13 protein-coding genes are annotated in these 12,010 nt (G+C 72.9%); 5 read left to right on the top strand and 8 right to left on the bottom strand.

Going from position 1 to position 12,010, the window contains the following annotated elements; genetic code table 11:
• The first annotated feature begins 160 nt into the window (after window positions 1-160).
• Window positions 161-619: a DUF5707 domain-containing protein gene (locus ACFWPS_RS13785; protein ID WP_383704443.1), complete on the top strand. Its 459-nt coding sequence runs from the start codon at window positions 161-163 to the stop codon at window positions 617-619.
• 5 nt (window positions 620-624) lie between these two features.
• Here ACFWPS_RS13785 and ACFWPS_RS13780 read toward each other — a convergent pair whose 3' ends face one another.
• Window positions 625-2,178, bottom strand: a complete 1,554-nt coding sequence (locus tag ACFWPS_RS13780; protein ID WP_383704441.1) for an FAD-dependent monooxygenase — start codon at window positions 2,176-2,178, stop codon at window positions 625-627.
• Between the two features lie 206 nt (window positions 2,179-2,384).
• On the opposite strand from ACFWPS_RS13780, the gene ACFWPS_RS13775 reads away from it, so the two are divergent.
• On the top strand, window positions 2,385-2,984 hold the full coding sequence (locus ACFWPS_RS13775) for a TetR family transcriptional regulator (RefSeq protein WP_383704439.1): 600 nt from the start codon (window positions 2,385-2,387) through the stop codon (window positions 2,982-2,984).
• 98 nt (window positions 2,985-3,082) lie between these two features.
• Here ACFWPS_RS13775 and ACFWPS_RS13770 read toward each other — a convergent pair whose 3' ends face one another.
• From ACFWPS_RS13770 to ACFWPS_RS13745, 6 genes are all read right to left on the bottom strand, one after another.
• The gene (locus ACFWPS_RS13770; RefSeq protein WP_383704437.1) at window positions 3,083-3,346 is read right to left on the bottom strand and encodes a hypothetical protein; all 264 of its coding nucleotides are present in this window, start codon (window positions 3,344-3,346) and stop codon (window positions 3,083-3,085) included.
• Between the two features lie 243 nt (window positions 3,347-3,589).
• Window positions 3,590-5,635, bottom strand: coding sequence for a 4-alpha-glucanotransferase (gene malQ, locus ACFWPS_RS13765; protein ID WP_383704434.1), 2,046 nt, complete (start codon window positions 5,633-5,635; stop codon window positions 3,590-3,592).
• Complete coding sequence (locus tag ACFWPS_RS13760) at window positions 5,636-5,821, bottom strand: hypothetical protein (RefSeq protein WP_383704581.1); 186 nt, start codon at window positions 5,819-5,821, stop codon at window positions 5,636-5,638.
• A gap of 20 nt (window positions 5,822-5,841) precedes the next feature.
• The gene (locus ACFWPS_RS13755) at window positions 5,842-7,524 is read right to left on the bottom strand and encodes an IS200/IS605 family accessory protein TnpB-related protein (protein ID WP_383704580.1); all 1,683 of its coding nucleotides are present in this window, start codon (window positions 7,522-7,524) and stop codon (window positions 5,842-5,844) included.
• Between the two features lie 230 nt (window positions 7,525-7,754).
• Entirely contained in the window at window positions 7,755-7,928 is a 174-nt protein-coding gene (locus ACFWPS_RS13750; protein ID WP_383704432.1) for a DUF397 domain-containing protein, read from the bottom strand.
• A 4-nt stretch (window positions 7,929-7,932) separates the two neighbouring features.
• The gene (locus ACFWPS_RS13745) at window positions 7,933-8,373 is read right to left on the bottom strand and encodes a DUF5753 domain-containing protein (protein ID WP_383704430.1); all 441 of its coding nucleotides are present in this window, start codon (window positions 8,371-8,373) and stop codon (window positions 7,933-7,935) included.
• A 306-nt stretch (window positions 8,374-8,679) separates the two neighbouring features.
• On the opposite strand from ACFWPS_RS13745, the gene ACFWPS_RS13740 reads away from it, so the two are divergent.
• From ACFWPS_RS13740 to ACFWPS_RS13730, 3 genes are read left to right on the top strand one after another with little or no spacing between them, the layout of a single operon-like run.
• The gene (locus ACFWPS_RS13740; protein ID WP_383704428.1) at window positions 8,680-9,213 is read left to right on the top strand and encodes a PadR family transcriptional regulator; all 534 of its coding nucleotides are present in this window, start codon (window positions 8,680-8,682) and stop codon (window positions 9,211-9,213) included.
• On the top strand, window positions 9,210-9,908 hold the full coding sequence (locus tag ACFWPS_RS13735) for an ABC transporter ATP-binding protein (protein WP_383704426.1): 699 nt from the start codon (window positions 9,210-9,212) through the stop codon (window positions 9,906-9,908). Before ACFWPS_RS13740 ends, ACFWPS_RS13735 begins: the two co-directional genes overlap by 4 nt.
• Entirely contained in the window at window positions 9,905-11,275 is a 1,371-nt protein-coding gene (locus ACFWPS_RS13730) for an FtsX-like permease family protein (protein ID WP_383704424.1), read from the top strand. The genes ACFWPS_RS13735 and ACFWPS_RS13730 overlap by 4 nt, the downstream gene beginning before the upstream one ends.
• 128 nt (window positions 11,276-11,403) lie before the next feature.
• On the opposite strand, the gene ACFWPS_RS13725 is transcribed toward ACFWPS_RS13730, so the two are convergent.
• Entirely contained in the window at window positions 11,404-11,940 is a 537-nt protein-coding gene (locus ACFWPS_RS13725; RefSeq protein ID WP_383704421.1) for an HNH endonuclease, read from the bottom strand.
• Window positions 11,941-12,010: the final 70 nt, after the last annotated feature.

Raw genomic sequence — 12,010 nt, 5'->3', positions numbered from 1 at the left:
GCCCCACCTCACTCACGAAGTACCCATCACCCAGGACGAGTTGAGTATCCGTGCTCACGCCCGGGGCGGCTGCGCGTTGCGAGTATCGACGCAACGGCGCGGCAGCGAGCGCCGGGTCCATTCGGCTGAGACAGCCTGAGCCAGTTACGGAGAACTCGCCATGTCCCGTCGTATCGCCCTGTCCGTGGTCGCCGGTGTCGTCGTGCTCGCAGGTGCCGGGGCCTTCGCCCTCGCCTACGCCGGCGACCAGGACCCGTCGCCCGCCCTCGCGCACAGCACCGCCCGCTACACCGCCCCCGACGGCGCCCGGGACGGCTCGGTCTCCTTCACCACCGAGGTCACCGCGCCCTCCGGCGTCAAGAGCCTGAAGGTGCTGGCCTGGCCGGAGAAGTCCGAGTTCGCGAAGAAGCCGCTGACCGCCAAGGACATGGCCCTGGTGGAGTCGGCGACCTGCACACCGGCCGGCGGCCACACCGTCCGGTGCGTGTACAAGGACGCGGTGTCCGCCGCCGACGTCGCGTCGTCCACGCACGGCACCTGGCACATCGCCGTGCTCGCCACGGCCAAGGACGGCCACACCACCCTCGACACCAAGGCCGCGGACTTCGACCTCGCCTGACCGGGTCACCCGACGTGGGTGGCCAGCGCCTTCTCGATCTCCGGCGCCTGGGCGTCCTCGCCCGCCCAGGCCACGTATCCGTCCGGGCGCACCAGAACAGTCGTACGACGCCCGCTCCGCCACCGCGCCACGGCCAGCCGGCCGGCGTACCGCGTGCCCGTGTCGTCCGGACCCGGACCCGGACCTGGACCCGGGGTGACGAGGACGAACCGGCCGCCACGCAGGGCCTCGTACAGGCGGCCGCCGCCGGCCGGAGCACCGGCCGATTCACCGACCGAATCGTCGGCCAGGGCGAGGTCGGGAACCCGGGTGCCGGTGAGACGGTGGGCACCCCGCGGTGCGGGGTAGCGGTAGCCGATGCCGGTGATCTGGCCGATGATCCTGCGGCGGACCGGGCCGGCATGGCCCAGCGCGCGGATGAGTACGCCCCGCGCCACCAGCAGGGGGCCCTTGGCCATCGCCAGGCGGACCAGGGCGCCGCTGCTGCGCAGGACCGACCTGCCGACCGGGTGGCGTTCGCTCTGGTAGGTGTCGAGCAGACCGGGGTCCGCGTGGCCGTGCAGCACGGCGGCGAGCTTCCAGCTCAGGTTGGCCGCGTCCTGCAGGCCGGTGTTCATGCCCTGGCCGCCCGCGGGGGTGTGCACGTGCGCCGCGTCGCCGGCCAGGAAGACCCGGCCGACCCGGTAGCTGGGCACCTGGCGCTCGTCGCTGTGGAAGCGGGACATCCAGCGGGCGTCGTGCATCCCGTAGTCCTTGCCGAGGGCCAGCCGGGTGATCTCCCTGACCTCGTCGAGGCCGACCGGCTCGTGGTCGGGGACGTCGCGGCCGCGGTGCCAGCAGATGACGCGGTAGTAGCCGTCGCCGAAGGGCGCCAGGAACGCGAACGCGTCGCCGACCGCGGCGGCCGTGAGCAGTGTCGCGGGCTTCTCGGCAAGCAGCACGTCGGCGAGGACGACGGACCGGATCGCCGACCTCCCCGGGAACGGCAGCCCGACCGCCTCCCGCACGGCACTGCGCATCCCGTCGGCGCCGACCACGTACGCGGCGCGCAGGTTCTCGCCGCCCCTGACGTGCACGGTGACCCCGGCCGCGTCCTGGGTCAGGCCGGTCACCTCGGACTCGTTGCGGAAGTCGACGCCCGCCTCGGCCGCCCGGCGCTCCAGGACCTTCTCGATCTCGTACTGCGGGAGGACGAGGACATGCCGGAAACGGGAGGGCAGGGTGCCGAGGTCGAGGGTGAGGCCGTCGAAGAGGTTGAGCCGGGCCAGGGGCTCGCCGACGGCTTCGAGTTCGTCGGCGAGGCCCCGCGCGTCGAGCTGCTCCAGGGCGCGGGCGTGCAGGGCGAAGGCGCGGGAGAGGTTGCTGATCTTGTGGGGGCGCTTTTCGAGGAGGGTGACCGGGATGCCTGCGGCGGCGAGGTCACCGGCCAGGAGAAGGCCGGTGGGGCCGGAGCCGACGACGATCACCCGGGAGGTTTCGGAGCCGAGGGCAGGGGCGGAGCCGAGGGCGGGGGCGGGAGCCGGGCCGGTGGGACCCGGGGTGCCGGTCGTGCCGTTCATGGGGACCTCCTGGATGCCTGTATGCCTGCGCCCGCTCGCCAACACTTGTTGGCAAGCACTTGTTGGCAAACATTTGTTGACCAACGATCGTTTGCCAACGCCTGTTGGCCAACGCTTGTTGACAAGCCTAGGGCGGACCGACTTCACAGTCAACACTTGTTGGCCCACGCTTGTTGACCCACACTTGTTGGCCTACGCTCGTTGGCATGACCGGCACCCCCAGTAGAAGCACGGATTCCGCGAGCGGCCCGGCGGCGCGCCGCTCCGACGCCAGCCGCTCCGCCATCCTGGCCGCCGCCCGCGAACGCTTCGCCGCCGACGGCTACGAGCGCGCCACCATCCGCGCCATCGCCAAGGACGCCCACATCGACCCCTCGATGGTCATGCGCTACTTCGGCAGCAAGGACGGCCTCTTCGCGGCCGCCATCACGCTCGACCTGCGGATGGCCGACGTGTCCCAGGTGCCGCCCACCGAGGTGGGGCGGGCGCTGGTGGGCCACTTCCTGGACATCTGGGAGGCGAACGAGGAGCTCACCGCGGTACTGCGGGTCGCCGTCACCAACAAGGCGGGGGCCGAGCGCCTGCAGGGCATCTTCCGGGACCAGGTGGTGCCGGTGGCCCAGCGGGTGTGCCCGGACCCCGAGCAGGTGGCGACGCGGGCAGGGCTGTGCGCCGCGCAGCTGATGGGGCTGGCGCTGACCCGTTACGTGGTGCGGCTGCCGCCGGTCGTGGCGTTGGCCCGCGAGGAGATCGAGGCGTGGCTCGGGCCGACCGTGCAGCGGTATCTGACCGCGCCGAGCCCCTGAGCCGCACGTCCCTGGGAAACGCGCCGAGGGCGCCGGTCAGCTCCCGTACGTGCGGTACGTACGGAAGGCGACCGGCGCCCTCGGCGGAGAAACGGGTGTCAGGCCTTCGCCTTGGCCTTCGCGCCCGGCTTGATGACCCGGACCTTGGACTTGTCCAGCACCATCACCAGACCGGCGATGACCGCGAACAGCACGAGCGGGGTCAGGACGTAGAGGCCCAGCGTCTGGACGACGCTCAGGCCCTTGCCGGGGTCGTCACCGTCGTCACGCGTGAGCGCGAGGGCGGGCGACGACATGAGCAGCATCATCAGCGTCGTACCGGCAGCCAGGGCGCCGGCGCGCAGGGCGTTCTTCTTGTCCACGAACCCAAAGTTAGCGGGCCGACTTGGGGGACGCGCGTCCGGGGGGTACCTGTAAGGGGCACCGCGGGCTGCGGTGACCGTCCCGAGGGCTGCCGCCCCCGGACCCCCGCTTCGGCCTGAACGGCCTCGTCCTCGAACGCCGGACGGGCTGAAGGGGGTGCGGACCGGCTCTCGTCCTCGAACGCCGGACGGGCTGAAGGGGGGTGGACGGCCTGGAAGGGACGTGCGGGCCGGCGGTCGTCCTCACGCTGTGGACGGGCGGTCGGTGTGCAGGGTCTGGAACAGTGCGCGTACCCGCTCCGAGCCCGTCAGTTCCTCCAGGGTCACCGGACGGCCCTTCGCGTCGGCGATCGGGAGGCGCCAGTTCGGGTACTGGTCCCAGGTGCCGGGGAGGTTCTGGGGGCGGCGGTCGCCGACCGTGTCCGGGAGCCAGACGCCGATCATGCGGGCCGGGGTGCGGAGCAGGAAGCGGTGGACGGCCCGGATCTCGGCCTCCTCGTCGCCGGTGTCGGCGGCGGCGAGCAGGCCCAGGCGGGTCAGCAGGGCCAGCCACTCCGCGGTGTCGGCCGCCGCTTCGGCCCGTTCCTCCGCCAGCGGGCGGGTGAGCAGGCCGAGGCGGTCGCGGAGTTCGACGTGTTCGCCGGTGAGGCGGGCCGCGGTGGGCGGCAGGTCGTGGGTGGTGGCGGTGGCGAGGCAGTCGGCGCGCCAGCGTGCCGGGGGCAGTGGGCGGCCGTCGCCGTCCCAGTCCCGTTCGAACCAGAGCACGGACGTGCCGAGCACCCCGTGTCGTTCCAGCGTCTCGCGCACTCCGGGCTCCACGGTGCCCAGGTCCTCCCCGATCACCACCGCTCCGGCCCGGGTCGCCTCCAGGGCCAGCAGCGCCAGCATGGCCTCGGCGTCGTAGCGGACGTACGTGCCCTCGGTGGGCGGGCTGCCCTGCGGCACCCACCACAGCCGGAACAGGCCCATCACATGGTCGATGCGCAGGGCTCCGGCGTACCGGAAGAGGGCGCGCAGGAGTTCGCGGAACGGGGCGTGGCCGCCGGCGGCGAGGCGGTCGGGGCGCCAGGGCGGCAGGCCCCAGTCCTGGCCGCGGGCGTTGAAGGCGTCGGGCGGGGCGCCGACGGACATCCCGGCGGCGAAGTAGTCCTGCTGTGCCCAGGCGTCGGCGCCCGCGGGGTGCACGCCGACGGCGAGGTCGTGCACGATCCCGACCGGCATGCCGGCCTCGCGGGCGGCGCGCTGGGCAGCGGTGAGCTGGGTGACGGTGAGCCAGGCGAGGCGGGAGTGGAAGCCGACCCGGTCGGCCAGCTCGGCGCGGGCGCGGGCGGTCTCCGGTGAGCGGGGGTCGCGCAGGTCCTGCGGCCAGCGGTGCCAGTCGGAGCCGTGCCGCTCGGCGAGCGCGTACCAGGTGGCGTGGTCCTCCAGGGCCTGCCCCTCCGCGGCGCGGAAGGCGTCGTAGGCGGCCTGCCGGACGGGGGTGAGCGGTGCGGCGGCCGCCTTCTCCAGCGCCTCCCGCTTCAGCTCCCACACCGCGTCCCGGTCGATGAGGGCGCCGTGGTCGAGAACGGCGGAGCGCAGGGCTTCGGCGCGGTCCGTGACGGCGGGGGCGGCGGTGTACTCGGGGACGGCCTCCGGGCGCAGGTGGACCGGGTCGGGGAAGCGGCGGGAGGAGGGGCGGTAGGGGGACGGGTCGGTAGGGGCGCCGGGTACGGCCGCGTGCAACGGGTTGACCTGGACGAACCCGGCGCCCGCGGTGCGTCCGGCCCAGTCGGCCAGCTCGGCGAGGTCCCCGAGGTCGCCCATGCCCCAGGAGCGGCGGGACAGGAGCGAGTAGAGCTGGACGAGGATCCCGTACGAGCGGGTGGCGGGGGTGGGCAGCCGGTCGGGGGCGACGATCAGGTGGGCGCGGGCGGTGCGGCCGTCGGGGGCGGCGGCGGTCAGCAGGTGCACCCCGAGCGGCAGGCCCGCCACGTCGTCCCGGGTCTCCCCGTCCTCCGTCCGCACCTCCAGGCGGGTGCCGGCGGGCAGGCCGAGGACGATCTCGCCGGCGCCCGCCCAGTGGACGACCGTCGGCGGCAGCAGCCGTTCGGCGAGCTCCCGCTCCCGGGCGGCGAGGGCGGTGCGGACGGCGTCCGGGCCGCTCGCGTCGACGCCCAGGGCGCCCAGCGCGGCGGTCACGGCACCGGCGGAGGCGGCGACCGTACGGTCCGGGGCGGGGCGGTAGGAGGTGGCGACGCCGTGCAGCTCCGCGAGCCGGCACAGCCCCGGGTCCAGGGCTTCGTTCATCTACAACCCCGGCTCGCTGGTCAGCGGGGCCGCGTCGGCGAGCGGCGGTTCGCTGGTGAGGGGCTCGGCGTCGGGCAGCGGCGGCTCACTGGTCAGCGGGGCCTGCGCGCAGGCTCCCTCGGCGCTCAGCACGCACAGGTGGGGCTCCTCCGCGGTCTCCACCGGGGGTTTGGACTGGGCCGGGATCGGATTCGGATGATGAACCGTTACGGCCACGGTGGCCTCCTCGTCATGCCGTCGGGGTGTGGGGCGTTTTGCCGGGTCAGAGCAGGCCTACCGTTCCTGGAGACTGAGGATTCGTGCTCAGCCGAACGCCCCGGACGGTGTTGGGCGTTCTGGTCGACCGCGTTCGCGCCGCGTCTGGGCGGCACGGATCGTGTCCGTGGTCCGGGGATGCGGGGGCGGTGTCCCTCACGTCCTGGGGTGCCTGGTCCGGCCTGGACGGTCCGATGCCCGCACCCATCGCTCTGGTGGGTGCGGGGCGGTGCCGTCCGACGCCGGATCGGGTGCCCCAGGGCGCGCCTTCCAATCGCCACGGCAGCTGCGTCGTGGCGGGTGGTCTTACGAGATTTACTGGTGAGGGGTTTCCGCCAGTGCTGGGCACCCCACCGGGAGGTGTGGGCGGGGTCGACAGCGATGACTGGAATGCCGAGTTCGGCCGCCATCGACACCAGCCGGGCCCGCAGCCTGGCCACTGGCATGCCGGAGATCAGCTTGCGGAACCGCTTCTTGCGGCCGTGCTTCTCCCGGGTCTTCTCCGCCGCGAAGTCGAGATCCTCCACGGCGACCGCAAGGCCGTGGCGTCTGGCCCAGTGCAGGAGTCGGATCAGGGCGTGCCGGACCTGGGCATCGCGGTGCTGAGCCGTATCGGTGAGGTCATAGCCGAACCGGCACGGCTGGCCGACGGGGTTGCCGTGCCGGTCCAGCCGCCAGGCGGCCAGGTGGTCGGCGTTGGTGTCGACACCGACCAGGCCTCTGGCGCGGGCGGCCTCCAGCGGCACTGTCTGGATCGGTGGGATGGTCCAGGAGGCGGTCAGGTACCAACGGCCCCGGCCTGTGTCCTCGTGGATGCGGTAGGCCACGGCCCGGTTAGTGGCGATCCGGTCGGCCCACTGCTCACCCCGGTGCGCGAACGACGCCGTCGCGGCCAGGACGTACCGGCCGTGCGGGGCGTTGGCCAAATGCGCCAGCGGCACGGGAAGCTTGATCGAGACCTCACCGCCGGGGGTGACGCGGAGGGTCTCGTTGCCGTACCGCTTGCCGGACTCGCCGTCCGCCTGGAGAAAGCGGCGCCCGGCCTGCCACCGTCGACGCCATTCCTCTTCGGTAAGCCCGGCCGCGTCAAGGTGGTGCCGGGTGGTCAGCAGCCGCTTCCCGCCCCGTACCACGTGCACGACCCCGGCCTGCCAGTCGGCCCGCGCCGCCTCCAGCCGGTCTTCGAGGACGCGTAGACGGCGGGACTTGGCGTGCCACTCCGTGCGCGAGCGGTAGCCGCCCGGAGCATGCTTGCCGCCCTTCTCGCCCAGAGGCAGGGACAGGCGGCGGGAGATCGTCGCGATCCCCGTCTGAAGGCTGCGGATGTGTGCGAGCCGATCGCGCCGGGCGAGCGCCCACTGGTCGTGGGTGGCCTTCGTGATGCTCCCGGCCCAGCGGGAGGAGGACTGATCGGTCAGGACACGTTTGCGCCGCGTCCACTGCTCACTGTCGTGGTCCAGTCCGGCCGCGCACCTGGCCTTCAGATCACGGGACGCCAACGATGCGAGGTGGTCACCGACCAGGCACAGCACCTTCACGTCCTCACCGGTCAGACCCTTGAGCCGGGCGCGGATCGCAACCCCCGTAGGACCGGGCACCACGAACGGCGCCGCTATCATCCGCAGCTCGCCCACCGCGCCACCCCCACCCACAGCCCGAAGATCCTTCCATCACATCCAACGACCGCCACCGGAAAGGGTCACGCGTACGACGGACGAACGCCTCTTCCTCCCGGGGCTTCGCGTACCCAGCAACCGGGACGCTCACTCTTGCACCGCCAGAACACGCTCATGCACAGGCAACCGGCAACAACTGCCACCCCCGTCGGCGCCGAGACACCGAGGCACTTCCCCGCGGACGGCGATCAGTGTCGCGACGCGGTGAACTCCGCCCAGGTCTTCGGAGGGAGCCGGAGTATCGGGCCGTCGGGGGTTTTGAAGTCTCGGACGGCTACGGCGTGGGGGGTGTTGCGGGCGACTTCGAGGCATTCGCCGGCGGTGGTGCTGTAGCTGGACTTGGCGAAGTCGAACTCGTACATGAGGTCACATATCCTGGTGAATGGTATCGATCAACAGAACCGCGTCATGCCGGGCGAGGCTCAACCTTGCAGTACGTTTGAAGTACGCGCTGTACGCGGCACTTTCGGCCTCGCTCTCCACCCACACAGTAGATGCGACGGTGTCCGCGTGGACCACGTCCACAGCAGCGGTCTCGGCTAACGAGTTGATCGTGAACGCCCCCGGAACACACGGGTGTCCGCCCGCATGGAAGGGCAACACCTGGAGTCGTACGTTCGGCAGCTTGGCCGCTTCCAACGGGCGTTCCAACTGCTCGCGCATCGTGTCGAGCCCGCCGACCAACTGCCGTAGCGCGGCCTCCCAGACGATGGCGCACACCTGAAGCGGGCGCTCCCCGTCGAGGCGTTCCTGGCGGCGCATGCAGATCTCGACCAGGCGCTCGATCTCGTCGGGGTCCTCCCACACCCCCGCACCTTCGCTGATAGCCAGTGCCTCCAGAGCGATGCACTCGGAGAGCGTGCCCGGTTGAGGCGAGCGCTGCCACCACCCCTTCGCCTCCGGCGTTCGCGGTCCAGCCGGGCCACGTCCAGGAGCCGGGCCGGGACGACCTGCTGGACGGACTTCCGGATGCGGCCCGCGCCGAGACGGAGCGGCTGACCGACGAGCTCGCCGTGCGCGAGTCCATGGTCTTGGCGGGGCGGCGAATTTCCAGGGAACACTCTTCACTCGCACTATTCACTCAGTACATGTATCCAGTGCATACTGCTCTCCATGAGCACCCGGCACATCCTTCTGGGGCTGTTGGAGGCAGGGCCGAGTCATGGCTACGACCTCAAGCGGCGCCACGACGAACGCTTTCCGCAGGCCCGTCCGCTGGCCTACGGGCAGGTGTACACGACCCTGCAACGCCTGGTCCGGGACGGCCTCGCCGAGGTCGAGGGGACCGACGCCGACGGGGGGCCGGAGCGGACGCTGTACCGGTCGACGGACGACGGGGCACGTGAGCTGGCCCGCTGGGCCGGGGAGATCGCGCCGCCCGCGCCCTTCGTGGCGAACGAGATCTTCGCCAAGGTCGTCGTCTCCATCCTGGCCGGTGGGGATCCGGCCGCCTATCTGCGCGCCCAGCGTGCCGCGCACATGGAGCGGATGCGGGAGCTCACGGCCGTGAAGACGGCCCGGGGCGCCGATCTGGCGACCGTGCTCTCGGCGGACTACGCCCTCAACCACCTCGATGCCGACCTCCGCTGGATGAACACCACGGCGGACCGGCTGACCACTCTGACCGCGGAGGTCGACGCAGCATGACCAACAAGGGGGACTCCTCGGCGCCGCTGCTGGCGGGCCGGGACCTCGTCAAGGCGTACGGCAGGACAGCGGCACTGCGCGGTGCCTGTGTCGAGCTGCGCGCCGGCGAGATCCTCGCCGTGACCGGGGCCAGCGGCAGTGGCAAGTCCACGCTGCTGCACTGCCTGGCCGGGATCGTGCGACCGGACGCCGGTTCGGTGGCCTACGACGGGCTGCGGCTCGACCAGGTGCCGGAGAAGCGGCTGAGCGAGCTGCGGCGCTCCGACTTCGGCGTGGTCTTCCAGTTCGGGCAGCTGATCCCGGAACTGACCGCACTCGACAACGTGGCGCTGCCGCTGATGCTGGCCGGAGCGGCCCGCACCGAGGCCCGGGCGCGGGCCGGCGAGTGGCTGGAGCGGTTCGGGGTACGGGGGCGGGAGGAGTTGCGGCCGGGCGAGATGAGCGGCGGCCAGGCGCAGCGGGTCGCCCTGGCACGGGCGCTGGTGACCGGCCCGAAGGTGGTCTTCGCGGACGAGCCGACGGGGGCGCTGGACTCGCTGGCGGGCGAGCAGGTGATGACGTCACTGGTGCACACGGCCCGCGAGTCGGGCACGGCAGTGCTGCTGATCACTCACGACGCCCAGGTGGCGGCGTACGCGGACCGCGAGGTGCGGCTGAGCGACGGGGCCGTGCTGCCGGCGGAGGTGACCGCGTGAGGGCCGATCTGGCGCTCGCCTGGCTGCTGACCCGGGGGTCGGACCGGCGGGAGTGGTGGCGGGTCGTTCTGACGGCGGCCGGGGCCGCCCTCGCGACCGGGCTCGGGACGGTGGTCGCCGTGCTCGTGCCGATGGACGGCCACCATCACATCGGGGTCGGCGGCGGGCTGCTGGACGAGGAGGGGACCCGGGGCGGCGTGGTCGTCGCACTGACGATGCTGCTCATTCCGGTGTACGGGTTCCTCGGGCAGAGCGCGCGGATCGGTGCCGTGCACCGCGACCGGCGGCTGGCCGCGCTGCGGCTGACGGGGGCCGGGGCCGCGCAGGTGCGGCGGATCGCGGCGCTGGAGTCGGGGCTCGCCTGCCTGGCCGGCTCCGCCGCGGCCACGGCGGTCTCGCTGCCGGTCCTGCTCCGCCTGTGGTCCCACCCCGCTCCCCTGGCCTGGGCCGGGATCGCCGCGGTGACGCTGCTGGTGCCGACGGCCGGCGCGGCGGTGAACGTGCTGTCGCTGCGCCGCGTGGTGACGTCGCCGCTGGGTGTCGTACGGCGGGTGCGGCCGGCGGGCCCGGGGCGGCTGTTCCTGGTGGCGACCGTCCTGCTGGGCGTGTCCGCGCTGTTCCTGGTGGTGGCCGTGTTCGTGCGCGACCCCTTCTCGCTCCCCCTGTTCGGGCTCGCCGTCGGCCCGCTCGTGGTCTTCGCCCTGTGCCTGCTGGTGGGTGCCGCGGCGGTGTGGCTGGCGGGCTGGTCGTCCCGGCGGCTGGGCTCGGCGCTCGCCGCCCGCACCGGCAGCCCCGCGGTGCTGATCGCGGCGGAACGGCTGCGCGACGACCCGTGGGCGGCGGCCCGGACCCACGCGGCCGTGCTGCTCGTGACGGTCGTCGGCACGGGCTTCGTGGGGGTGCGGCAGGTGCTGCTCGCCGATCTGCGCGCGTCCGAGCGCGAGGGCCACCTCGGGATGGGCCTGTCGTACTACACCGACGGGCTCGATCTGACGGCCGCCGCGATCCTCGTCGCCCTGGCGATCGTCCTGTCCGCCCTCGCCGTGGGCACCGCGGAGTCCCTGGCCACCCGGCGCCGGGGCCTGGCGGTCCAGACCGCCGTCGGGGTGCCGCACGGGGTGCTGGCCCGGGTGCTGCTGCTGGAGACCGCGCTGCCGCTGCTCCCCGCGGTCGCAGTGGCGGGTGCGGGCGGCATGGGGATCGGAGTCTGGTACTCGGCGCTCGTCGGGTCGCAGACCGCCGCGGGCGTGCCGTACGCGGCGCTGCTGGTCCCGGTGGGCGTGTACGCGTGCTGTCTGCTCGCCGCGGCCACCTCGCTGCCCCTGCTGCGCCGCTCGGCGCGCCCGGCGGAGCTGCGCTACGCGTGACCGCCGCATGACCGCCGGCCGAGTGTCCCGTCCCGGGGGCGCAGGGGAGCCCCGGGGCCGGAGCGTGCGCGTCTCGAAGGGCCCCGTGGCCGAGCCGGCGGCCACGGGGTATGCGAAGGCCCGGACCGTCAGGCGGAGATGCCGTCGATCCGGGCCAGAGCGTCGTCCGCGCCGTACGGCTGCAAGTACGGCAACCAGCGCGGGTCCCTATGGCCGGTCCCGATGATGCGCCAGGCCAGGCCGGTGGGTGGGGCTGGTTTGTGCCGCAGCCGCCAGCCGATCTCGAAGAGATGGCGGTCGGCCTTGACGTGGTTGCAGCGGCGGCAGGAAGCCACCACATTGTCCCAGACGTGCTGACCCCCGCGACTGCGCGGGATGACGTGGTCGACGCTGGTTGCGACGCCACCGCAGTACATGCACCGGCCCCCGTCGCGCGCGAAGAGCGCCCTGCGGGTGAGAGGAACGGGCCCCCGGTAGGGAACCCGTACGAATCGCTTGAGCCGGACCACGCTGGGTGCGGAGACTGTGACGGTTGCGCTGTGCATATAGGCGCCGGATTCCTCCAAGGCGATTGCCTTGTTCTCCAGGACGAGGACGAGCGCGCGGCGGAGCGGTACGACGCCGAGCGGCTCGTACGACGCGTTGAGGACCAGGACATGCGGCACGGGGGCCTCCTTGGGCGTCGGCGGCGCGTGGCTCGCGCCGGGACGATCTGTGGCCAGTCTCCCCTCCTGC

The sequence above is a fragment of the Streptomyces sp. NPDC058457 genome, from assembly GCF_042720695.1.
Lineage (GTDB): Bacteria > Actinomycetota > Actinomycetes > Streptomycetales > Streptomycetaceae > Streptomyces.
This window is presented reverse-complemented; position numbering and strand designations above follow the sequence as displayed.